Origin of the sequence: Methylibium sp. (genome assembly GCF_013817345.1) — a bacterium.
Taxonomy (GTDB): Bacteria; Pseudomonadota; Gammaproteobacteria; order Burkholderiales; family Burkholderiaceae_C; genus Methylibium.
The window spans coordinates 31,747-52,690 of sequence record NZ_JACDCW010000004.1 but is presented as its reverse complement, the minus strand read 5'-3'; the positions used below and the strand labels follow the sequence as shown (position 1 = coordinate 52,690).

General features: G+C 68.3%; 21 protein-coding genes. 13 read left to right on the top strand and 8 right to left on the bottom strand.

Going from position 1 to position 20,944, the window contains the following annotated elements:
- Nucleotides 1–115: 115 nt before the first annotated feature.
- Entirely contained in the window at nt 116–397 is a 282-nt protein-coding gene (locus tag H0W40_RS01615) for a hypothetical protein (protein ID WP_292442385.1), read from the top strand.
- A 169-nt stretch (nt 398–566) separates the two neighbouring features.
- Here the strand turns inward: H0W40_RS01615 and H0W40_RS01610 are convergent, their stop codons facing one another.
- Together H0W40_RS01610 and H0W40_RS01605 are read right to left on the bottom strand one after the other, a co-directional pair.
- Nucleotides 567–1,655, bottom strand: coding sequence for an exo-alpha-sialidase (locus H0W40_RS01610; RefSeq protein WP_292442382.1), 1,089 nt, complete (start codon nt 1,653–1,655; stop codon nt 567–569).
- A gap of 36 nt (nt 1,656–1,691) precedes the next feature.
- Entirely contained in the window at nt 1,692–1,961 is a 270-nt protein-coding gene (locus tag H0W40_RS01605; protein ID WP_292442379.1) for a MoaD/ThiS family protein, read from the bottom strand.
- Nucleotides 1,962–2,177: 216 nt separating this feature from the next.
- Between H0W40_RS01605 and H0W40_RS01600 the strand changes: the two genes are divergently transcribed.
- Nucleotides 2,178–3,359 (top strand): MFS transporter, encoded by a 1,182-nt coding sequence (locus H0W40_RS01600; RefSeq protein ID WP_292442430.1) that lies wholly within the window; start codon nt 2,178–2,180, stop codon nt 3,357–3,359.
- Between the two features lie 26 nt (nt 3,360–3,385).
- Entirely contained in the window at nt 3,386–4,141 is a 756-nt protein-coding gene (locus H0W40_RS01595) for an SDR family NAD(P)-dependent oxidoreductase (protein WP_292442376.1), read from the top strand.
- 102 nt (nt 4,142–4,243) lie between these two features.
- On the opposite strand, the gene H0W40_RS01590 is transcribed toward H0W40_RS01595, so the two are convergent.
- The 3 genes from H0W40_RS01590 to H0W40_RS01580 all read right to left on the bottom strand — a co-directional run bounded on the left by H0W40_RS01590 (nt 4,244) and on the right by H0W40_RS01580 (nt 6,289).
- On the bottom strand, nt 4,244–5,437 hold the full coding sequence (locus H0W40_RS01590; RefSeq protein ID WP_292442374.1) for a glycerophosphodiester phosphodiesterase: 1,194 nt from the start codon (nt 5,435–5,437) through the stop codon (nt 4,244–4,246).
- Nucleotides 5,438–5,499: 62 nt separating this feature from the next.
- Nucleotides 5,500–5,763 (bottom strand): RNA-binding S4 domain-containing protein, encoded by a 264-nt coding sequence (locus H0W40_RS01585; protein WP_292442427.1) that lies wholly within the window; start codon nt 5,761–5,763, stop codon nt 5,500–5,502.
- A gap of 43 nt (nt 5,764–5,806) precedes the next feature.
- The gene (locus H0W40_RS01580; RefSeq protein ID WP_292442371.1) at nt 5,807–6,289 is read right to left on the bottom strand and encodes a cupin domain-containing protein; all 483 of its coding nucleotides are present in this window, start codon (nt 6,287–6,289) and stop codon (nt 5,807–5,809) included.
- 249 nt (nt 6,290–6,538) lie between these two features.
- Between H0W40_RS01580 and H0W40_RS01575 the strand changes: the two genes are divergently transcribed.
- The 4 genes from H0W40_RS01575 (at nt 6,539) to H0W40_RS01560 (ending at nt 8,634) form a co-directional block, all read left to right on the top strand.
- A complete protein-coding gene (locus H0W40_RS01575) occupies nt 6,539–6,748 on the top strand; it encodes a cold-shock protein (protein WP_292442369.1) in 210 nt (69 codons plus the stop codon).
- A gap of 213 nt (nt 6,749–6,961) precedes the next feature.
- The gene (locus H0W40_RS01570; protein ID WP_292442366.1) at nt 6,962–7,552 is read left to right on the top strand and encodes a chromate transporter; all 591 of its coding nucleotides are present in this window, start codon (nt 6,962–6,964) and stop codon (nt 7,550–7,552) included.
- A 94-nt stretch (nt 7,553–7,646) separates the two neighbouring features.
- Entirely contained in the window at nt 7,647–8,171 is a 525-nt protein-coding gene (locus tag H0W40_RS01565) for a chromate transporter (RefSeq protein WP_292442363.1), read from the top strand.
- 181 nt (nt 8,172–8,352) lie between these two features.
- Nucleotides 8,353–8,634, top strand: a complete 282-nt coding sequence (locus tag H0W40_RS01560) for a GNAT family N-acetyltransferase (protein WP_292442360.1) — start codon at nt 8,353–8,355, stop codon at nt 8,632–8,634.
- A gap of 103 nt (nt 8,635–8,737) precedes the next feature.
- Here H0W40_RS01560 and H0W40_RS01555 read toward each other — a convergent pair whose 3' ends face one another.
- Nucleotides 8,738–10,456: a long-chain fatty acid--CoA ligase gene (locus H0W40_RS01555; RefSeq protein ID WP_292442356.1), complete on the bottom strand. Its 1,719-nt coding sequence runs from the start codon at nt 10,454–10,456 to the stop codon at nt 8,738–8,740.
- A gap of 159 nt (nt 10,457–10,615) precedes the next feature.
- Nucleotides 10,616–12,361: a protein kinase gene (locus H0W40_RS01550; protein ID WP_292442353.1), complete on the bottom strand. Its 1,746-nt coding sequence runs from the start codon at nt 12,359–12,361 to the stop codon at nt 10,616–10,618.
- A 240-nt stretch (nt 12,362–12,601) separates the two neighbouring features.
- Here H0W40_RS01550 and H0W40_RS01545 point away from each other — a divergent pair, with 240 nt between their 5' ends.
- The 5 genes from H0W40_RS01545 to H0W40_RS01525 all read left to right on the top strand — a co-directional run bounded on the left by H0W40_RS01545 (nt 12,602) and on the right by H0W40_RS01525 (nt 18,639).
- Nucleotides 12,602–12,952, top strand: coding sequence for an FKBP-type peptidyl-prolyl cis-trans isomerase (locus tag H0W40_RS01545; protein WP_292442350.1), 351 nt, complete (start codon nt 12,602–12,604; stop codon nt 12,950–12,952).
- 59 nt (nt 12,953–13,011) lie between these two features.
- Nucleotides 13,012–13,893: an EamA family transporter RarD gene (gene rarD, locus H0W40_RS01540; protein WP_292442425.1), complete on the top strand. Its 882-nt coding sequence runs from the start codon at nt 13,012–13,014 to the stop codon at nt 13,891–13,893.
- 55 nt (nt 13,894–13,948) lie between these two features.
- Nucleotides 13,949–15,322, top strand: coding sequence for a TAXI family TRAP transporter solute-binding subunit (locus tag H0W40_RS01535; RefSeq protein WP_292442347.1), 1,374 nt, complete (start codon nt 13,949–13,951; stop codon nt 15,320–15,322).
- A complete protein-coding gene (locus tag H0W40_RS01530) occupies nt 15,319–16,719 on the top strand; it encodes an NAD(P)/FAD-dependent oxidoreductase (RefSeq protein WP_292442344.1) in 1,401 nt (466 codons plus the stop codon). Before H0W40_RS01535 ends, H0W40_RS01530 begins: the two co-directional genes overlap by 4 nt.
- 93 nt (nt 16,720–16,812) lie before the next feature.
- The gene (locus H0W40_RS01525) at nt 16,813–18,639 is read left to right on the top strand and encodes an aminopeptidase P family protein (protein ID WP_292442341.1); all 1,827 of its coding nucleotides are present in this window, start codon (nt 16,813–16,815) and stop codon (nt 18,637–18,639) included.
- Between the two features lie 84 nt (nt 18,640–18,723).
- Here H0W40_RS01525 and H0W40_RS01520 read toward each other — a convergent pair whose 3' ends face one another.
- A complete protein-coding gene (locus H0W40_RS01520) occupies nt 18,724–19,539 on the bottom strand; it encodes a TIGR00266 family protein (RefSeq protein ID WP_292442422.1) in 816 nt (271 codons plus the stop codon).
- A 159-nt stretch (nt 19,540–19,698) separates the two neighbouring features.
- Between H0W40_RS01520 and H0W40_RS01515 the strand changes: the two genes are divergently transcribed.
- Nucleotides 19,699–20,934, top strand: a complete 1,236-nt coding sequence (locus tag H0W40_RS01515) for a diguanylate cyclase (RefSeq protein WP_292442338.1) — start codon at nt 19,699–19,701, stop codon at nt 20,932–20,934.
- Nucleotides 20,935–20,944 lie beyond the last annotated feature (10 nt).

Here is a 20,944-nt window from a genome sequence, read left to right as displayed (position 1 = left end):
GCGGGATGCCGCGCGCCCACGCCGCGCCTGCAGGCCGGCTCCGCCGTTGGAATGACTGGTCCGCCGCACCGAACTTGCGTAAGCTGCCCGTTGCAAAAAACACAAAGGGCACGCGATGCTCCAGTCACAGGCGGAGGAGCGCTGCCGGGTCGAGCGCATTCGGACGCTGGCGCAGCAGGTGAAGGTCGGCACCCGGATGGCGATCGCCGCCACCGGGATCCTCGGGCTACTCATCGTGCCGGGCGTCGGCTGGGGGTCCTACGCGGCCTGTGCCGCAGCGATGGCGGTCGTGTTCCTCGGCAGCACGAGTTGCGGCAAGGGCGCCTGCTGCAGCAGGCGAACGCCCGCGTCCACCGTGCCCGCGTGGCTTGCGCGAATGCCGGGGTCGATGCGCTGAGCACGAGTTCCATGCCTTCGCGGAACAGCGCGTGGTCATCGACGAGGAGGATGTGCATGAGCGCCTTGGACGTTGAAACCCGGAGGGCCAGTGTGGGCGGCAGGCCGGCGCCCGGCATCGGCCGAAGGGACGATTCTGGCCTGTGGCCTGTGGCCGCAGACGGCAGGCCTCAGCCGAAGCACACTGCGTGTATCGGCGGCAGCGTCGCGGAAACCGAATGCCAGAGCTCGCCCGCATCGCTGCTCGACCAGAGGTTGCCGGTGGTGCTGCCCATCAGCAAGTTGACGCCATCGTCGGCCACCGCCAGGCCGTGGCGATAGACCAGGTCGTAGCAATCGCGCTGCGGCAGGCCCTCGCGCAAGGTCTCGAAGCTGGCGCCGCCATCGCGCGTGCGGTTGACCACCATCGCGCCGCCCGAAGGCACGCGCCGCTCGTCGGCCTGCGCCGGCGCGAACCAGGCCGTGAGCGGATCGCGTGGGTGCGCGGCGACCGCGAAGCCGAAACTCGACACCGGCACTTCGGTGATGGGCTGCCAGCTTGCGGCGTTGTCGCTGCTGCTCCACATGCCGTTGTGATGCTGGCACCACAACGTGTCGGGGCTACCGTCGCAGCGCGCGATGCGGTGCGCGTCCTGAATGTTCTCGTCGGCAGCGCGCTCCGGCGGCATGTAGGCCGCGCTCATGCCGCGCGCCTGCAGCGCCCAGCTCGCGCCGTCGTCGCGCGTCACCCACACGCCGCCGCAGCTCACGCCGATCAGCAGCTCGCGCTCGCGCTGCGGATGCGGGCAGATCGAATGGATGCCCGGCACGTCGTAGCCGCCACCGAACCACTCGAGCCGCCCCGGCTGCTGCCACAGCGGCTCGACCAGTTGCCAGGAGCGGCCGAAGTCGGCCGAGCGGAACAGGCCGCCCGGCAAGGTGCCGGCCCAGACGGTGCCGTGCGCCTGCTCCAGCACCCAGATCAGCACGGTTTTCCAGGCCGGTCCGGCCGCGTCTTCGGGCTGCGGCGGATAGGCCGGCGCCGCCACTTCCGTCCAGCTCGCGCCGCTGTCGGCCGAGGCATGCACCTTGACGCCGAAGTGCCCCAGGTTGAGCGCCGCCAGCATGCGGCCCTGCCCATCCGGCGGCAGCACGGCCGTGACGGGCTCGCCGAGGAAACTGACGCGCTCGATGCGCCAGACGGCGCCGTGGCGGCTCAGCTCGAACAAGCCCTTGCGCGTGGCCACCCAGGCGCGATCGTTGACGGCATTGGTGCTCATCCAAACCTCCCCCGTTGCAAAGCGAGCGATCCGACTCTAGCCCCCGGACAGCGCCTGTAGCACATAGACGCTGCTGTCGGGCCGCAGCGGATCGCCCTGCGCCAGCCGGTCCCGGCTGGCCTGCCCGTCGATGTAGATGACGACGTTGGCGCGCACATGACCCTGATCGTCGAGCACGTAGCCGCGCAGACGCGGGTTGCGCTCGAAGGCGGCGTCGAGCGCCTCGCGCAAGGTCGCGGCCGGCACATCGATGCGCGGTGTTTCGGTGAATCGCTTGAGCTGCGGCGTGAACTCGACGCGGGGCATGGCGGCAATATTAAGCGCGTGCTTGGCGATGGCACACGATGCCCGGCATGTCGTTGGCGGCGAGGCTTCCGTGCTGCGAATGCGTGGGAAGGGGCGTCCCACTGCGCCCGCCCGGTGTTGCGCTAAGGTCAGCGCCAACCCAGCGCCGGCCCTTCCATGAACGCAGAAACGATCGCCGACGACGACACCACGCCGCTGCGCCACTACCCCGCGCTCATGCGCTTTTTCGCCGGCCGCGTGGCCGCGACGATGGCCAACCAGATGCTGATGGTGGCCATCGGCTGGCAGATGTACACGCTGACGGGCAGCGCCTGGGACCTGGGCTTGGTCGGGCTGTTCCAGTTCGCGCCGGCACTGGCGTTGGTGCTGATTGCAGGCCATGCCGCCGACCAGCTCGACCGGCGTCGCATCGTGGGCCTTGCCATGGCGTCGCAGGCGCTGGTGTCCGTGCTGCTGGTCGCCGCCGCGCTGGGCGGCTGGGCCAGCCGCGAGTTGCTGCTGGGACTGTCGGTGGCGATCGGCTGCGCCAAGGCGTTCCAGATGCCGGCGCAGCAGGCTTTGCTGCCGCTGCTCGTGCCCGATGCGGTGCTGCCGCGGGCGATGGCCTTCAACTCGGCCGGCATGCAGGCGGCCGTCATCGGCGGGCCGGCCATCGGCGGCTTCCTGTTCGTGGCCGGCGCCAGCGCGACCTACGGCGTGTGCATGCTGCTCTTCGCCGCCGCCAGCGTGCTGTTCGCCGGCGTGCGCTACACGCACATTGCGCCACTCCGGGAGCCGATGAGCCTGGAGACGGTGCTGGCCGGCTTTCGCTTCATCCGTCACCGGCCGGTGGTGCTGGGCGCGATCTCGCTCGACCTCTTCGCGGTGCTGCTCGGCGGCGCGACGGCGCTCCTGCCAATGTTCGCGAAGGACGTCCTGCACGTCGGTCCCTGGGGCCTGGGCCTGCTCCGCGGTGCGCCGGCGGCCGGCGCGCTGGCGATGTCGGTGGCGCTTTCGCTGTGGCCGTTCCAGCGCCGCGTCGGCCGGCGCATGTTCGCTGCCGTCGCCGTGTACGGCGTGTCGATGCTGGTCTTCGGCTTGTCGACCTTGTTCTGGCTCTCGATGGCGGCGCTAGCGGTGGCGGGCGCGGCCGACATGGTCAGCGTGGTGATCCGCCAATCGCTGGTGCAACTGGAAACGCCCAACGCCATGCGCGGACGGGTCAGCGCGGTCAACTCGATCTTCATCGGCGCGAGCAACCAGCTCGGCGAGTTCGAGTCGGGCGCCACGGCGGCGCTGCTCGGGCCGGTCGGCTCGGTGGTGCTGGGCGGCGTGGGCACGCTGCTGATCGCCGGTACGTGGATGAAACTCTTCCCCGATCTCGCGCGGCGCGAGCGGCTGCGCGCCGAGCCCCCCTGAAGAAAACCACCGAAGAAAGGCCTGCGATGAACGAGACCCTCTGCATCCTCACCGGCGCCTCGCGCGGCCTGGGCGCGGCCCTGGCCGAGCAACTGCTCGCGCCCGGCGTGACCCTGCTTGCACTCTCGCGCCGTGAGCATCCGCGGCTGGCCGAACTGGCAAGTGCTGCCGGCGCTTCGTGCGAGCAATGGTCTGTCGACCTGGCCGAGCCGCTCGCGGCGGCGGCCCTCGACGCATGGCTCGGCGCGTTCGATGCCCAGCGCTTCGCCACGGCAACCTTGATCAACAACGCCGCCGCGCTGGCTCGCGCCGGCCCGCTGGAGGCGAGCGACCCCGAGGACCTGTCGCGTGCACTGCGCGTCGGACTCGAGGCACCATTGCTTCTGACCGCGGCCTTCCTGCGCGGCACACAGAACTGGCGTGCCGAGCGCCGGCTGCTCAACATCTCCTCTGGCCTGGGCCGCTACGCGATGGCCGGCCAGGCGGCGTATTGCGCGGTAAAGGCCGGCCTCGACCACGCCTCGCGCGTGATCGCCCTCGATGCTGCAGGCCAAGCGCGCGGCGTCAAGGTGGTGTCACTGGCGCCCGGCGTGGTCGACACCGACATGCAGACTCAATTGCGCGAGAGCGATCCGGCCGGCTTTCCGGATCGCGATCGCTTCGTCGAACTCAAGTCGCAGGGCCGGCTCGACACGCCGGCCGAGGCGGCCGCCAAGGTCCTGCGCTGCCTGCAAGGCAGCGACTTCGGCCGCGAGCCGGTGGCCGACGTGCGCGGCGCCTGAAGCACACACGCTGCGCATCGGCGTGGCCCGCTTGGAACGCGACGCCACGCTCGCCGCTTGTGCTTGTATATGCACAGTGGACTGTGCACCGCTCTGCGCTCTCTACGGCCGTGTGCCTCCTCGAGGCTGCATGACGAAGGCGTCGCGCGCCTGCTTGCCGAGGAAGGGATGGTCGGTGAAGAAGCCGTCCATGCCGAGTTGCAGAAAGGCACGCAGCTGACCGGCCAGGTCGCCGAGCGCGGCGGGGTCGCTGCCGGCATTGAACTCGTCCGGCAAGAAGGCGTTTTCGGCGCGGAAGGTATGGCCGTGCACCAGCAGGCCGGCGGCATGCGCATCGGCGATCAGCGAGGTCGGCGTGCCGAGCCGGCCGCCCACCAGCGGAATGATCATCGGCGTGGATGGACCGATGCCATGCGCATACCGCGCGATCTCGGTCAGACCGGCGGGTGTCACGAGGTCGAGGTAGCCGCGCGGATCGCCGCTCAGCACGAAATCCCAGGGCTTGCCGCCGTTGGACAGCAATTGCACGAGCGGCACGCGTGTCATGCGCGCGAGTTTTCTCAGGTTCGCGGTCTCGAAGGACTGCACGAACACCGGCGCATCGGCACGGCGGTAGCCGTAGCGTTCAAGCGAGCGCACCAGCGGCTCCTCGAGCGCCAGGCCGATGCCCTCGAAGTAACTGGGGTGCTTTGTTTCGGGATAGATGCCGACCGGTGTGAAGCCCTTGCTCTTGCCGCGCCCCGATGTCGCCTCGGCGCGTCGGCGCTCGTTGGTCCGGGCGACGAGGAGGAGCACTTCCTCGAAGGTCGGCACCTCGAACATGTCGTCGAAACGCGTGTTGGCCGCGCGCAGCGCGGGCAGGCGTTCGCGGGCGCGCAAGGTCTTGAGTTCGGCCAAGGTGAAGTCCTCGGTGAACCACCCGGTGATGCTGTCACCGTCGATGCGCTTCGTCGACTTGCGGTCCGCGAATTCGGGGCGCTCGGCAACGTTCGTGGTGGCCTCTCGCAGGCTGCCGTCCGCATTGAGGATGGCGATCGCGTTCTCGTGGCGCGCGACCAGCACGCCGTCCTTGGTGCTGACCAGGTCGGGCTCGATGTAATCAGCGCCCTGCTCGATCGCCATCCAGTACGCGGCCAGCGTGTGTTCCGGCATATAGCCGCTCGCGCCGCGGTGGCTGATGACCAGCGGTGCTGCCGTCGGTGCGGTCTTCCCTGTCGAACCTCGCCCCTCGGCCGGCGAGCGGGCCGTGCCCGCGACGAGGGCGAAACCGGCGAACAGCAGCGCAAGCGTTTTCATAGGAGTTCTTCGCCAGTGCAGACAGCTCCGCACGGTAGTGCAGCGTTGATGACCGCCGCATGTCAGGGTGGTGATTGCTGACGTTCGGGTGACTCGCTCGCCGGTGACGCCTCGCTCAACACTCGCACTCGCGCGCCTTGAACGGCGACGACCTGGCCGGCGCGCAGCTTGGCGGTCTTGCGCAGTTCGTCCTGGCCGTCGACCTGCACGCGACCCGAGGCGATCAACGCCTTGGCTGCACCGCCGCTGCCGGCCAGCCCGGTGGCCTTGAGCAACGCGTCGAGGGTGATGAACTCGCCCCGCAGTGCAAAGTCGATCTGTTGCAGGCGTGTGCTCACGCGCGGCACCTCGTTCCGGCCCGCATCCGGCTCAGCCACGGTGAATCGGGTCGATCCACAACACCGTCTGCGGCTTTTCCACGGGTTCGATGTCGAGGTTGACCGCCACCGCTTCGCCATCGCTTCTGACCAGCACGCATTCGAGCGTCTCGTCGGCGCTGGCGTTGATCTCCTGGTGCGGCACGAAGGGCGGCACGTAGATGAAGTCGCCCGGTCCGGCTTCGGCGGTGAACTCGAGCTGCTCGCCCCAGCGCATGCGTGCGCGGCCTTTGACCACGAAGATCACGCTCTCCAGCGGCCCGTGGTGGTGCGCGCCGGTCTTCGCATCCGGATGGATGTGCACGGTTCCGGCCCACAACTTCTGCGCCCCGACGCGCGCGAAATTGATCGCCGCCTTGCGGTCCATGCCGGGCGTCTGTGCCGTGTTGGCATCAAGCTGACCGGCCGCGATCACGCGCACGCCATCGTGCATCCAGCGTGCGCCGGATTCTTCAGGTAAGGGGGAGTCGCTCATGGTGTTTCCTCGGTTGAAGGCCGTTGCAATGGCCTCGCATTCTGCGGGGACGCTTGCTTCAATGCGTCGAGCCGGTGAGATACAATTCGCTTGTAGATATACGCAAGACCGTGGTTCTAGAGGTTTGTTCAATCCGGTCATCGCTCGATGGCCGTCTGGCTCGTACCCCCCAGGTAGCGTTTCTTGAGTGTCTCTGCACGAGCGCGGCATGTTGCTGTGCCTTAATCTTTTGACCGATAGGAACGTTTTATGAGCATGCAAACCGGCACCGTCAAGTGGTTCAACGAAAGCAAGGGCTTCGGCTTCATCGCCCAGGACGGCGGCGGCGCCGACGTGTTCGCGCATTTCCGCGACATCCAGGGCTCGGGCTTCAAGACCCTGCTCGAGAACCAGCGTGTCGAGTTCGAAGTGAAGCAAGGCCAGAAGGGCCCGCAGGCTGCGAACATCCGCCCGCTGTAATCAGCGGCGGATCGACGCTACAGACAAGACGCGGCTCCGGCCGCGTTTTTCATTGCATCGCGGCTTCGGCCGCGTTTTTCATTGCAGTCCGCATTGCAGTCCGGGGACGGCCGTTTCCCCTGCCGTGCGACTTCGACCTGTCTCATTCACCGCCCGGCCCGCCGGTCATGCCGGGGACAACGCGGCCCTGCAACACGCAGAGAATCACGCCGAATGAAGGCCCTTGACCCCCTGCCCCTGTCGCGCCCCGCTTCCTGCACCGAACTGTTCATCGCCTTCACCGGCCTGGCGCTGCAGGGTTTCGGCGGCGTGCTTGCCGTCGCCCAGCGTGTGTTGTGCGAGAACAGGCGCTGGCTCAGCGAAGCCGAATTCGTCGAGATGCTGGCCCTCGCCCAGGTGATGCCAGGGCCGAATGTGTGCAACCTTGCCATCATGGTCGGCGACCGCTTCTTCGGCACGCGCGGCGCGTTCATCGCGCTGGCCGGCATGATGGCCGTGCCGCTGGCCCTCGTGCTCGCGGCCGCGGCGCTGTATACCCGCTTCGAGGCGCAGCCCATGGTGGCCGGCGCGCTGCGCGGGATGGGCGCGGTGGCGGCGGGCATGATTCTCGGCACCGCATTCAAGCTCGCCGCTTCGCTGCGAGGCAACGCGCTCGGCTTGCCGCTGACGATCGGCCTGGGGGCGGCCTGCTTCGTGGCGATCGCGGTGTTGCGTTGGCCGCTGGTGTGGGTGCTGCTCGGTCTCGGTGCAGTCGCTTGCGCGCTGGCGTGGCACAGACTCGCCCGCAGTCAGGCCGGCGCATGAAGCGGCAGCGCCGACAGGACCGCGAACGTGCCCCTGTCGAGTTCGGCGACGAATCTCCGCGCGCCGACTCGAGACGAAGCGCCGGGGTGCTTCGATGAACACCGAGCTACTGCTCAGCCTGTTCGGTCACTTCCTGCTGTTGTCGCTGCTGTCGATCGGCGGGGCGATCACGGTGGCGCCCGACATGCACCGCTGGATGGTGGTAGAGCAGCAGTTGCTGAACGACGCCCAGTTCACATCGTCGATCGCCATCGCGCAGGCCGCTCCGGGCCCGAACGTGCTGTTCGTCGCCATACTCGGCTACCAGGCGGCCGGCTTGCCAGGCGCCGCCGTCACCTTGGTGGGCATCCTGCTGCCTTCGGCCACCCTGGCGCTGCTTGCTTCGCGCTGGGGCCATGCACGGCAGGACTGGCGCGCCGTGCGCGCCTTCAAGCTGGGCATGGCGCCGGTCACGCTGGCACTGATCGCGGCCACCGGCTGGCTGCTCACTGCACCGCTCACCGAATGGCGTGCGCTCCTGGTCACCGCCGCTGCCGCGCTGCTCGTGTGGCGCACGCGGCTGCACTTGTTGTGGCTGATCACGGGCGGTGCGGTGCTCGGCATGATGGGCTGGGTGTGAATTTGGCGGGTGTGCGACAGGCTTGCAGTCGCGGACGACGGCCACCTGCAGTGCCCTCACGATTCATGGCCGCGGTCTGCTGATTCGACCCCCAACCGACGAGGGGCGGCCGGCCACCCGGACCACCGCCCGACCCATTGGCGTGCACACTAAATCCCGTGGAACAAGGAGCCGCATCCGCATGACGACCGACGTGATCCGAAACGAGACCGCCTCGCGCTTCGAGGCGACTGTCGATGGGCACGTGTGCATCGCCGACTACCGCCTGCACGGCGACGTGATGGTGATGCCCCATACCGTCGTGCCCTCGGCGCTGCAGGGCCGTGGCATTGCCGCCGCGCTGGTGCGGGTCGCGCTGGAATGGGCACGCGCCGAGGGCCTGAAAGTCGAGCCGCTGTGCTCCTACGTGGCGCTCTACATGCGCCGCCATCCCGAGACGCAGGACCTGCTGGCGCAGCGCTGAGAAATGCGCTCTATCCGGCGCCGACGACGCCGCAGCATCGCGCCCATCGGTTCTTGCGCAGGCCGGCCCGGAGCAGAAACACTGGAAGGCGCACCGCCCGGCGCTAACCGGCACTCCGGCGGTTCTCGCGTTCCTGCAGCACCCGCCACAGCACCTTGCCGGCGCCCGACTTCGGCAGCACATCGACGAACTCGACGACACGGGGGTACTTGTAGGCCGCCATCTGCTCGCGCGCCCAGTCGATGATCTCTTCGGCAGTGGCGGCGGCGTGGTCGTCGCGCCGCACGATCACCGCCTTGACCGATTCGCCGCGGTAGGCATCGCGACTGGCGATGATGCAGGCTTCCTGAACGGCGGGGTGCTTGTAGAGCATCAACTCGACCTCGGCCGGCCAGACCTTGAAGCCGCTCGCGTTGATCATGCGTTTGAGTCGGTCGGTGAGGAAGAAGTAGCCTTCCTCGTCCATGCGACCGAGATCGCCGGTGCGGAAGAACAGCTTGTCGTCGCCGTTGATCCTCACGAAGGCCTCAGCCGTCGCTTCGGGATGGCGCCAGTAGCCCGTGAAGACCATCGGCCCGTGCGTGACGATCTCGCCCACCTCGCCGGGCGGCAACTCCTCCAGCGTCAGCGGATCGATCACGCGCGAGTCGGTGCCGTAGATCGGCATGCCCAGGCATTGCAGCTTGGCGCGTTCAGGCGGATTGGCGTGCGTGGGGGCAGCGGTCTCTGTCAGGCCGTAGCCTTCGGCGAAGGCGACGCCGAACTCGTCGAGCAGCCGTTGCGCCACGGCCTGCGGCATCGCCGCGCCACCGCCGCTCAGGTAGCGCAGCCGAGACAGATCGAAAGAGCGGTAGTTCGGGCTCGCGAACAGGTCGATGATCATCGTCGGGATGCAAGTCCAGTGCGTGACCCGATGGCGCGACATCAGCACGCCCGCCAGCTCGCGGTCCCAGCGCGGCATGAGCACGACGGTTCCACCGAGATAGACGGACCCGAGCACGCTGTAGACCATGCCCGTGATGTGAAAGAGCGGCACCACCCCCAGACTCACCGCCTCCGGCCCGCCGAAGCCGAACTGCCCACCGCCGACCGTGTTGTGCATCAACGTGCGGTGCGTATGCATGCAGCCCTTGGGCAGCCCCGTGGTGCCAGAGGTGTAGGGCAGCAGCGCCAGATCGTCGGGCCCAGCGGTGTGCGGGCGGGGCGCATGGCCTGCGGCGAGCGCATCGTTCCAGCGCGTGACCGGCAAGCCTTGCGGCAGCGGCGGATCGGCGCGCAGCCATTGCGCCATTGTTTGCGGCACCGGCAGATCGGGATCGAAGCGCTCGGGCAGCGCGTCGTCGTAGCGCGTGACCAGGAGGTGCGCGAGATGCTGCCCGGAAGGCAGCGCGGCATCGGCCTGCGCCACGTTCGCGGCGAGATCGGCGCTGCACACGACGACCCGCGTTTCGGGATCGGTGATGTAGTGGCCGAACTCCTCGGCCTTGTTCATCGGGTTGACCGGCACCACCACGGCATCGGCCCGCAACACTGCATAGCAGGCGACAACGAACTGCGGGCAGTTCTGCAGATACAGCGCGACCCGATCGCCACGCTTCACACCGGCCACCTGTTGCAGCCAACCGGCCAGCGCCTCGGCCTGGCGCTGCAGTTCGCCGTAACCGAGTTCTCGGCCGAAGAACACGTAGGCGGGCTTGTCAGGGTAGCGGCGCGCTGCGACTTCCAGGTTGAACCACAGCGTGGTGTCGGGCACCACCAGTTCGCGCGGCAGGCGCTTGGGCCAGTGCGCGAGGTGCGGTCGATCGGCGGGAACGGTGCTCATGTCGGCGGACGGCGGACGGCTTGTGCCGGAAGCAACCGGTATACCCCGCGAGTCGGAGCGTGGGCACTGGGGCTGCGCCGTAGAACTTGTTGCGCCTGGAACATTGGACCCGTCCGAGCCGCCGCTCCGGCTCCGCGCAGGGCCCCGGCCCGCATCACCTCAGAACGAGGGCCGGGTCTGTTGGCCTTGCCGTTCCAGGAGATCGAGGCATTCGGCGTCTCGCGCGAACTCCGGCTTTCTGCACTGGCGCTGCAGGCAGAACTGCATCGAAAAGAAATTGCGGTCGCCGCAGGACTGCCGTGCCGTCTGCGCCGCTGCTGCGGGAGCGCGCACCGGACGCGCGCGTTGCGTGCGCGCCGAAGAACTGTCGGCCGCCGCGGCGACGGCCTCGTCGGTAGCTGCCTGCCGCGTCGTCTCCAGTGCAGAAGGCGGGCTTTCACCGGAAGAGATGGTGGTGGCCGGCGCCTTGCGTTGCGCGACAGGCGCTGCCGACACGGGCGGCGATGGAGAGACAAGCGCCGGGGCGGCAGCAGTCTGCGCAGGTTCCACGATGAGTTCGGTGACGATCTGCACCGACGGGGGCGGCTCTGCAACGCTCGGCGCCCGCATGGCCGGCGACAAGGGCGCGCGGCTTTCGACGAACTCGGCCGCCGGTGTTTCCGGCCGCATCGCCGAGTACCCCATCAGCGCTGCAAGGACTACAGGCGCCAGGCCAAGCATCGCCAGGCGCCGCGGCGGCATCGTCACGAACGGCGCCAGCACCGCCGCTGCGGCCTGCACGGAGCGCTTGCCCGGTGCTCGTGCCGCCTTCGCGGCCGAAGCTCGGGCCGATGAATCGGTTCTCGGGCCGATCGTCGCCCAGGCCGTGGTCACGGCGGCCTCGCCGCCCGAGCGCCGCAGCCGTGCCTCGGTCGGCGCAAAAGGCGCCCGTGAAAGACCGCTCTGTGGCTTGGCCGGCAAGGCGATGAGTTCCGCCCCGACCGGCGGCGCCGGCTCGCCGTGAAGAGCGGCCCGAAAGGCCGCCGCATGCTGCGGTCTGGCTTGCGGCCGCACGGCCAGCGCCGCGTCGATGGCGCCAAGGAAGGCGGCGCTGTAGCGCGAGCCGTCGGCCGCGGTCAGCTCATCGCCAAGCGCGAGCAACGAGGGCAGTTCGTCGTGCAGCATGCGCAGTGCCGCCGGCACGGGCGCACGGCCGATGAGGCAGAAGTGCAGTACCGCAGCCAGGCTGTAGAGGTCGGTCCAGGGGCCCTGAAGCAGCTGCGAAGATTCGCCGTACTGCTCGATCGGCGCGAAATTCGGCTTGAGGATGGCGGTGAGCGATTGCGTGCGGTCGCTGATCACGAGCCGCGCCGCGCCGAAGTCGAGCAGCACGGCCGCGCCGTCCGGCTGCAGCAGGATGTTGTCGGGCGCGACGTCGCGGTGATAGACCTGCTCGCGGTGAAGCGCCTCCAACGCGCCGAGCATCGCGTCGGCCAATGCCAGCAGCCAGTCCTCGTTCGGCGGCGACGCCATCGCGGTGCGCGCGATGCTCAGCGTCTGGCCTTCGTAGTAAGGCATCACCATGTAGGCGGTGCCGTTTTCTTCCCAGAATCTGTAGACCTTGACCAGCGCCGGATGGTCGAAGCGCGCCAGCAGCCGCGCCTCGTTCACGAAAGAGCGCAGCCCGATGCCGAAGGTCTTGACGTGCGCTTCCGAGCGCACGGCGATCTGTGTGCCGCCGCGCCGGGCCGCGAGCGCCGCCGGCATGTATTCCTTCAAGGCCACATGACGTTCGAGCGCATGGTCGAACGCCAGGTAGACGATGCCGAACCCGCCGATCCCCAGCACCCGCTCGATCTCGAACTCGGACAGGCGAGTGCCCGGCGCGAGTGCGTCGGGGTCGATCTCAGCGAGGGAAGCGCTCATTCCAGGCAGGACGGGCAAACGTGACAAACAGTTTCAGTTCCGCATTGGACGCCGCAACGCGCCTCGCTGGCGTGATGCCGCGTCCACCGCAGCACGAAGCGTGTCGAACCTCACAGAGAACTGCACGCTTGTCGCCGTGTTCCCACGAAGCGCAACGGCCACGGCCGCACGGCAACGCTTGCGCCGGCCGTTATGCTGGCTGCCCGACCCATTCCCGTTCTCATTCCATAAAGGATTGCCATGCACACCACTCCCTCGGGCTTGCAGTACGAAGACACCACCGTTGGCAGCGGCGCCACCGCCGCTGCAGGGCAGAAGGTCAGCGTGCACTACACCGGCTGGCTCTACGACGACGGCAAGGCAGGCGCCAAGTTCGACTCCAGCAAGGACCGCGGCCAAGCCTTCGAGTTCGAGCTCGGCGCCGGCATGGTGATCCGGGGCTGGGACGAAGGCGTGGCCGGCATGCAGGTCGGCGGGTCGCGCCGACTCGTCATCCCCGCTGCGCTGGGCTACGGCGCACGCGGCGCCGGCGGCGTGATCCCGCCGAACGCGACGCTGCTGTTCGAAGTCGACCTGCTCGGCGTGGACTGACACCCCCGCCCCGGCCGGCATGCGAGCCGGCCCGCATCGCGACCACCGTGCCCTCCAACATCAACCGCGGCATCCTGCAGGCCAGCCTCGCCTATGCATGCTGGGGACTTTTCCCGCTGTACTTCAAGGCGCTGCAGGCAGTGCCGCCGCTGGAGCTGCTGGCGCACCGCGTGACCTGGTCGCTGCTCTTCGTGGCCGCATTGCTGGCCGCGCAACGGCGTTGGACGTGGCTCGGCGCGGCACTGCGCGATCCGCGCGTGCTGCGCAGTTGCGCGGCCAGTTCGCTGCTGATCGCGATCAACTGGTTTTTCTACATCTGGGCGGTGTCCAGCGACCGCATTGTCGAGGCGAGCCTGGGTTATTTCATCAATCCGCTGGTCAACGTGCTGTTCGCCGCGCTCGTTCTCGGCGAGCGACTGCGGCGCGGTCAGTGGGTGGCCGTGGCGCTGGCTGCGGCGGGTGTCGCGTGGCTCACCGTGCAAGCCGGCGCGCCGCCTTGGATCGCACTGGCGATTGCGGTGTCGTTCGCGGGCTACGGCCTGCTGCGCAAGACCGCGCCGCTCGGTGCGCTCGAAGGGCTGGCCATGGAGACGCTCATGTTGGGGCCGATCGCGCTCGCCGTGCTGGCCTGGCTCGCGCTGCAAGGTCAGGCCGCGTTCACTGACAGCGGCGGCGCCACGCGATGGCTGCTAATCGCCGCCGGACCGATTACCGCGATACCGCTGCTGCTGTTTGCCGCCGGTGCGCGGCGCATTCCGTTCGCACTGCTCGGCCTGCTGCAGTACATCGGGCCGACCCTGCAATTGCTGTTGGGTGTGCTGATCTTCGACGAACGCTTCGATGCGCGGCGCGCGATCGGGTTCGGAGCGATATGGGCGGCACTGGCGCTTTACAGCGCCGAGAGCTTGTGGCGCAGCCGGCGCAGCGGGGCAAGGGCGTGATCGCGGCGCTGAACGAGAATCACCGCTGAGCCGCCTCCTGTCATTGCCCCCGCCGATGCCCCGTTTGCCGAAGTTCCGCGACACCCTGATCAATACGCGCGACCTGCTCGTCACGGGCGGTCCTTTCGTGCTGATCGCGCTGGCCCTGCTGGTGCTGGCCTACTGGGCGCTCGACCCCACGCCACCGACGAAAGTCACGCTGGCCACGGGCCCCGAACAAGGCGCCTATGCCGAGTTCGGCCAGCGCTACAAGGCCCATCTGCAGCGCTTCGGCATCGAAGTGGAACTGCGTCCGACACAGGGTTCTTCGGAGAACCTCAAGCTGCTGCAGGATCCGGAATCGGGCGTCGATTTCGCCTTCGTGCAAGGCGGCGCCGGCCGGCTGCGGCGCAACGACGAGGGGCCACCGCCGGATCTAATGTCGCTTGGCAGCCTGTTCTACGAGCCGGTGTGGTTGTTCTATCGCGAGGCCGCTGCGAAGCAAAAGCTCGGCAGAGAGCAACTCGAAAGCCTGGCTCAACTGAAGGGCTGGCGCGTGAACATCGGCGCCCCCGGCAGCGGCGTGACCAACCTGATGCTGCGGCTGTTCGACGCCAACGGCCTAGCGCCGGAAGATCTGGTCGTGCAGCGCCTGGGCAACACGCCGGCCGTGGTGAGCCTGTTCGCGGGCGATACCGATGCGCTCGTCTACACCTCGGCGCCGGAGTCGCCCCTGGTGCAGATGCTGCTGCTCACACCCGGCATCGGGTTGATGGATTTCGCCCAGGCCGAGGCCTATTCGCGGCGCCTGCCCGTCGTCTCGCCCGTGCTGCTGCCGCGCGGCGTGGTCAAGCTCGGCGAAGACGTGCCGGCGCAAGACATCCGCCTGCTCGCACCCACCGCGATGCTCGTCGCGCGCGAAGACGCTCACCCGGCCCTGCAGCAGCTTTTCGTGCAGGCGGCAAGCGCCATCCACAGCGGTGCCGGCTGGTTCCAAAGGCGGGGTGAGTTCCCGAGCCTGCTCGGCAGCGAGCTGCCGCTGGCCAAAGAGGCCGAGCGCTTTTTCCAGTCGGGCCCGCCTTTCCTTCAGCGCTACCTGCCGTTCTGGCTGGCCAACCTGATCGACCGCATGTGGGTGGTGCTGGCCGGCGTGATCGTGGTGCTGATTCCGCTCTCGCGCGTACTGCCACCGCTTTACGAATTGCGGGTTCGCTCGCGCGTGTTCCGCTGGTATGCGCGGCTGCGCCAGATCGAGGAAGGCCTCGCCGACGGCCCGCAGGGCGCGCAGCCGCTCATGAACGACCTCGACGAACTCGACTCCAGGGTCAAGCAGCTGCAGGTGCCGCTCTCGCATGCCGACGAGCTGTACGCGCTGCGCAGCCACATCGACCTGGTGCGCAAGAAACTGCGCGCACTGGGCGCCCAAACTCTCAACCCGACGGCCTCATGACCACACCTTCGCCTGCCACTTCCTCGTCCGCCGCGCCCTCCAAGCCTCGTGTCGTCATCGTCGGTTGCGGCTTTGGCGGCATCGAGGCGGTGCGCGTGTTGTCCAAGGCGGCCGTCGAGATCACGCTGATCGACCGCACCAACCATCACCTGTTCCAGCCGCTGCTGTACCAGGTGGCCACCGCGGGGCTGTCCGCACCGGCCATCTCGGGGCCGATACGCCACATCCTGCGCAGCGAGATGCGGCGCGGCAACCTCACCATCCTGCTCGGCGAGGTGAGCCGCATCGACGCCAGCGCGAGAAGCGTGCTGCTCGAAGATCGCGGCATGGCCGACGGCGGCCCGGAGCGCATCGACTACGACTACCTCATCGTCGCCGCCGGTGCCACCCACAGCTATTTCGGCAACGACGGCTGGGCGGCTCACGCGCCGGGGCTCAAGACGCTGGCCGATGCCTTCAACATTCGACGCCGCGTGCTTCTGGCCTTCGAGCGTGCGGAGCGCGAGGCCGAGATGGCGCGGCGCAACGCCTGCCTGACCTTCGCGGTGGTCGGCGCCGGACCGACCGGCGTGGAGATGGCCGGCATGCTGGCCGAGATCGCGCAGCACACGCTGCCCGAGGAGTTCCGCCGCATCGACTCCAAGCGCACGCGCGTCGTGCTGGTCGAGGGCGGGCCGCGCGTGCTCAGCGCTTTCAGCGACAAGCTGTCGCAGAAGGCGCTGGAGCAACTGCGCTCGCTCGGAGTGGAAGTGCTGACCAACGCCAAGGTCAGCACGATCGATGCCGACGGGCTGACTTACGAGGCGCTCGACGGCAGCACCCGCAGGCTCGATGCGCAGACCGTGGTGTGGGCGGCCGGTGTGGCCGCTTCGCCGCTCGGCGCCTCTCTCGCTGCGACCACCGGCTGCGTGCTCGATCGCGCCGGGCGCGTGGTGGTCAATGCGGACCTGAGCGTGAACGACCACCCCGAGGTGTTCGTTGTCGGCGATCTGGCGGCCGCCACCAGCCCCGACAAGACCGGCACGCCGCAGCCCGTGCCGGGCGTCAGCCCCGCCGCCAAGCAGATGGGCCGCACAGCGGCCAACAACCTGCTCGCTCGCCTGCAGGGCGAGCCGACGAAGCCGTTTCGCTATGCCGACTACGGCTCGCTGGCCACGATCGGACGGCGGGCAGCCGTTGCGGCGGTCGACATGCCGGTGCTCGGCCCTGTGCAGTTCAGCGGCGGTCTGGCCTGGCTGTTCTGGCTGTTCGTGCACATCTACTTCCTGATCGGCTTTCGCAACCGGATGGTGGTGCTGACCGATTGGGCGTGGGCCTATTTCAGCTTCGAGCGTCAGGCCCGCGTGGTGGCCGACCCGGACTTGGCGCCCCGCCCCACCGCCGAGCGCAGCGCCTAAAATTGCGGCAGCGATCGGCGGTGCAGCCGCGTCGCCCGGCGCGGTCGGCATATGCACCGCCGCGCCGCTTTTCAGCCAGCAAGGAGAAGCGCTTTGGACACCCGCCTCTCAGCGATCCGCCTGCGCCTCGAGCGACTGCGCGAGGCGATGCGCGCGAAGGGATTCGACGCGGTGCTGCTGCCGTCGAGCGATCCGCATCTCTCCGAGTACCTGCCGGGTCACTGGCAGGCTCGTGAATGGTTCTCCGGCTTCACCGGGTCGATGGGCACGCTGGCCGTGCTGGCCGACAGCCGCGCGGCCCTGTTCGCCGACAGCCGCTACTGGGAACAGGCCGAGGCCGAGCTGATCGGCAGCGGGATCGAGCTGGTGAAGATCGCCACGGCGCAGTCGAATGCGCACGTGCATTGGCTGATTTCGCAGCTTGCATCGGGTGGCACGGTCGCGGTTGACGGCGCGGTGCTCGGTCTGGCCGCCGCCGAGCAACTGAGCAGCACGCTGGCGGCCGCCGGCATCGCGTTGCACACCGGCGAGGATCCGCTCGCAGGCGCTTGGCCTGAACGCCCTGCCCTGCCCGCCGCGGCGCTGTACGAACACCTCGCACCGCATGCAGCCACCGCGCGAAATGCCAAGCTCTCTCGCCTGCGCGAAGCCATGGCCAGGCAGGGCGCCACGCATCACCTGATCTCGACCCTCGACGACATCGCCTGGCTCTTCAATCTGCGCGGCGCCGACGTCGAATACAACCCGGTATTTTTGGCGCACGCGATGGTCGAGCGCGATGGCGAGGCGCAGCTTTTCGTCGGTGCAGGCAAGGTCGATTCGGCGCTGGCCGCGACCTTGGCCGCTGACGGCGTGCGCCTGCGGCCCTACGAACAGGCCCGCCCGGCGCTCGCCGCCTTGCCCGCCGGCAGCACGCTGCTCATCGATCCGAAGCGCGTGACGCTCGCCTTGCGAGAGTCCGTCGCCCACGGCGTGCACCTGATCGAGTCGATCAATCCGACGACGCTCTTCAAGAGCCGCAAGAACGATGCCGAGGCCGCCTTCGTGCGCGAAGCCATGGCGCACGACGGTGCGGCGATGTGCACCTTTTATGCCTGGTTCGAGCGCGCACTGGGCCATGAGGCGATCACCGAATTGACGGTCGCACAGCGGCTGAGCGCCGAGCGCGCCAGGCAGCCCGGCTATGTCGGCCTGAGTTTTCCGGTCATCGCCGGCTTCAACGCGAACGGCGCGATGCCGCATTACCGCGCCACCGAGAAAGCACCCGCGCACATCTCGCGCCAGGGCGGCGTGGAGGCCAACGGTCTGCTACTGATCGACTCGGGCGCGCAGTACCTCGGCGGCACGACCGACGTCACGCGCGTCTGGCCCATCGGCATGCCCAGCGCGGCCATGAAGCGCGACTACACGCTGGTGCTCAAGGGCACGATCGCGTTGTCCCAAGCCCGCTTTCCCCTCGGCACGCCCGGGCCGATGCTCGATGCGATCGCGCGCGCGCCGCTGTGGGCCGCCAGCTGCGAATTCGGGCACGGCACCGGACACGGCGTCGGCTATTTCCTCAATGTGCACGAGGGACCGCAGAGCATCAGCAAGGCGGTGGTCACGCCCGAGATGGCAATGCAGCCCGGGATGATCACCTCGGTCGAGCCGGGCCTGTACCGCCCCGGCCGCTGGGGCGTGCGGATCGAGAACCTCGTGCTGACCGTGCCGGCGCCGAGCGACGAGTTCGGCGAGTTCCTGCGCTTCGAGACGCTGACGCTGTGCCCGATCGACACGCGCTGCATCGAGCGTTCGCTGTTGCGCAGCGACGAAGTGGAGTGGCTGAACGATTACCACGCCGTGGTGAGGGAGCGGCTTTCACCGCTTGTCGAAGGAGAGGTACTGGCTTGGCTTCAGGCGCGTACGCAGGCACTCGGCTGACCGGCAACAACATCGGCCTGCGCTGATCCGTCGCCGCCAGAACAATCCGCCCGCACGCAGACTGTTTCCCGGGTCGGCGTGCTGCTATTGCCTGTCGCCGCCGAGAACGCCGCCCAGCAGCCCGCCCGCGCCGAAGCCGCCCAGCACCGAACCTTCGCCCCGGCCGCCGCCTCCTGTTTGCGGCGCGGCGGCGAACACGCGCGATGCCAGCCGCGAGAACGGCAGGCTTTGCAGCCATACGCTACCCGGGCCGGTGACCTTCGCCAGGAACAGGCCCTCCCCGCCGAACAACGCGGTCTTGATCTTCCCGACGTACTGGACCTCGAAGGCCACCGTCGGCAAATAGGCGACCACGCAGCCGGTATCGATCAGCAGCGTTTCGCCCGCCTGCAGCTCGCGCTTGAGCACGGTGCCGCCGGCATGCACGAAAGCCAGGCCGTCGCCGTCGAGCTTTTGCATGATGAAGCCCTCGCCGCCGAAGAAGCCGGCCGACAGCCGGCGCTGAAAGGCAATGCCCAGACTCACGCCGCGAGCAGCGCACAGGAAGGCATCCTTCTGGCAGATCAGGCTGCCGCCCAGACGGTGCAGATCCATCGCCAGAATCTTGCCCGGGTAAGGCGCGGCAAACGCGACACGCTGCTTTACCGTGGCTTGATTGGTATAGACCGTGGTGAACAACGATTCGCCAGTCACCAAGCGCTTGCCGGCACCCAGCAACTTGCCGAACAAGCCTGCTTGTTGCGCCGAAGCGTCGCCGAATACCGTGTCCATGCCGATGCCGGCGTCCATGAACATCAAGCTGCCCGCTTCGCCGATAGCCGCCTCGCCGGGATCGAGTTCGATCTCCACGAACTGCATTTCTGCGCCCTTGATCTCGTAATCGACCACATCCATCGCCATCTCCCAGCCCTCCTGTGAGCAAACGTTCATCGCACGAGGCCCATGCTAGCGTTTGACCGCTGCGGCACCGGGCCGACTTCAGCAGCCGCCACCCCCTCTTGGGGGAGGATTCGAAAAGATTCCCTCTGCAAGAATCCTTCGGCACTCGAAGAGGCACCGATGTTTGCTGGCGATTCGTTCACCGTCCATTTCCCCACCGTCCTGATGCTGTCGGTGCTGGTGATGGGCTCGGCCGCCGCCCTCATGAGTTTTTTCGGCGCCAACCAGCGCGTGTACCGAGGCTATGGATGGTGGGTGGCGGCGATGTGGCTCGCGGCGGCCGGCGGCGCGTTGCAGTGGCTGCGACCGGTTTGGCCGGGTGCAGTGGTCGGTGCCAACCTGCTCGTGCTGGCGTGGCCCGTGCTGGTCGTGACCGGCCTGCGGCGCTTCTACAACCGGGACCGCCTGCCTGCATCGGTCGCCGTGGACCTGCTGACTCTGAGCCTGTGCTACCTGCCCTGGTTGGCGGCCTGGGCCAGCCCGGCCTTCCAGCTTGGGCGCTCGATCACGTTCGCGACAGCCTTGCTGGCCTTGCACTCGTATGCCGCCTGGTTCATTGCACGACTGGAGGACTTCGGCGGCAGCCGCACGCTCAAGGCGCTGGCCCTGGTGATGATCGCTCAGGCGCTGGTGCCGCTGCTGGCCGCAGCGCAGCCGCTGATCACGGGCGCAATCGCTGTGCCGGGACATACTCTGCTGACACCCTGGGTGGTCCTTTCGACCATGGTGGCGATGTTGTTCACCGTGCACCTGTGTCTTGTGCTGACCCACGAGCGCACGGAACGCGACCTGCGCGAAACGCAGCGCCAGCTCCGCATACTCGCCGACATCGACATGCTGACCCAGGTGCCCAACCGCCGCCATTTCGAGGAACTGGCCGGTGCGGCCATCGGCGGCGCCGCGGCACGTGCGGTCCTGATGCTGTTCGACATCGACCATTTCAAGCGCATCAACGACAGCCTCGGCCACGCTCTCGGCGACGAGGCCTTGCGGCTGGTGGCGCGCTGCACGCGCGAAACGCTGCGCACGCACGACGTGCTCGGCCGCGTCGGTGGCGACGAGTTCATGCTGTTGCTGCCCGGCACCAACGTCGATGAAGCCTTGCTGGTCGCCGACCGCGTGACGACCCGCATCGACGAAGAGCACCGCAGCGGGCGCATCCCGCTTCACCTGAGCCTGAGCTTCGGTGTGGTCGACGTCACCGCCGGCGAAACACTCGAGTCAGCGCAGCACCGCGCCGACTTGGCCCTGTACGAGGCCAAGCGCCAGGGGCGGCGGCGCGCCGTCCAGGCACATCAACGCAACGGCAACACCGTGTTCGCAGAAAGCCGCCCGCTCGGGCTGGAGCCGCTCTAGGCAACACTGC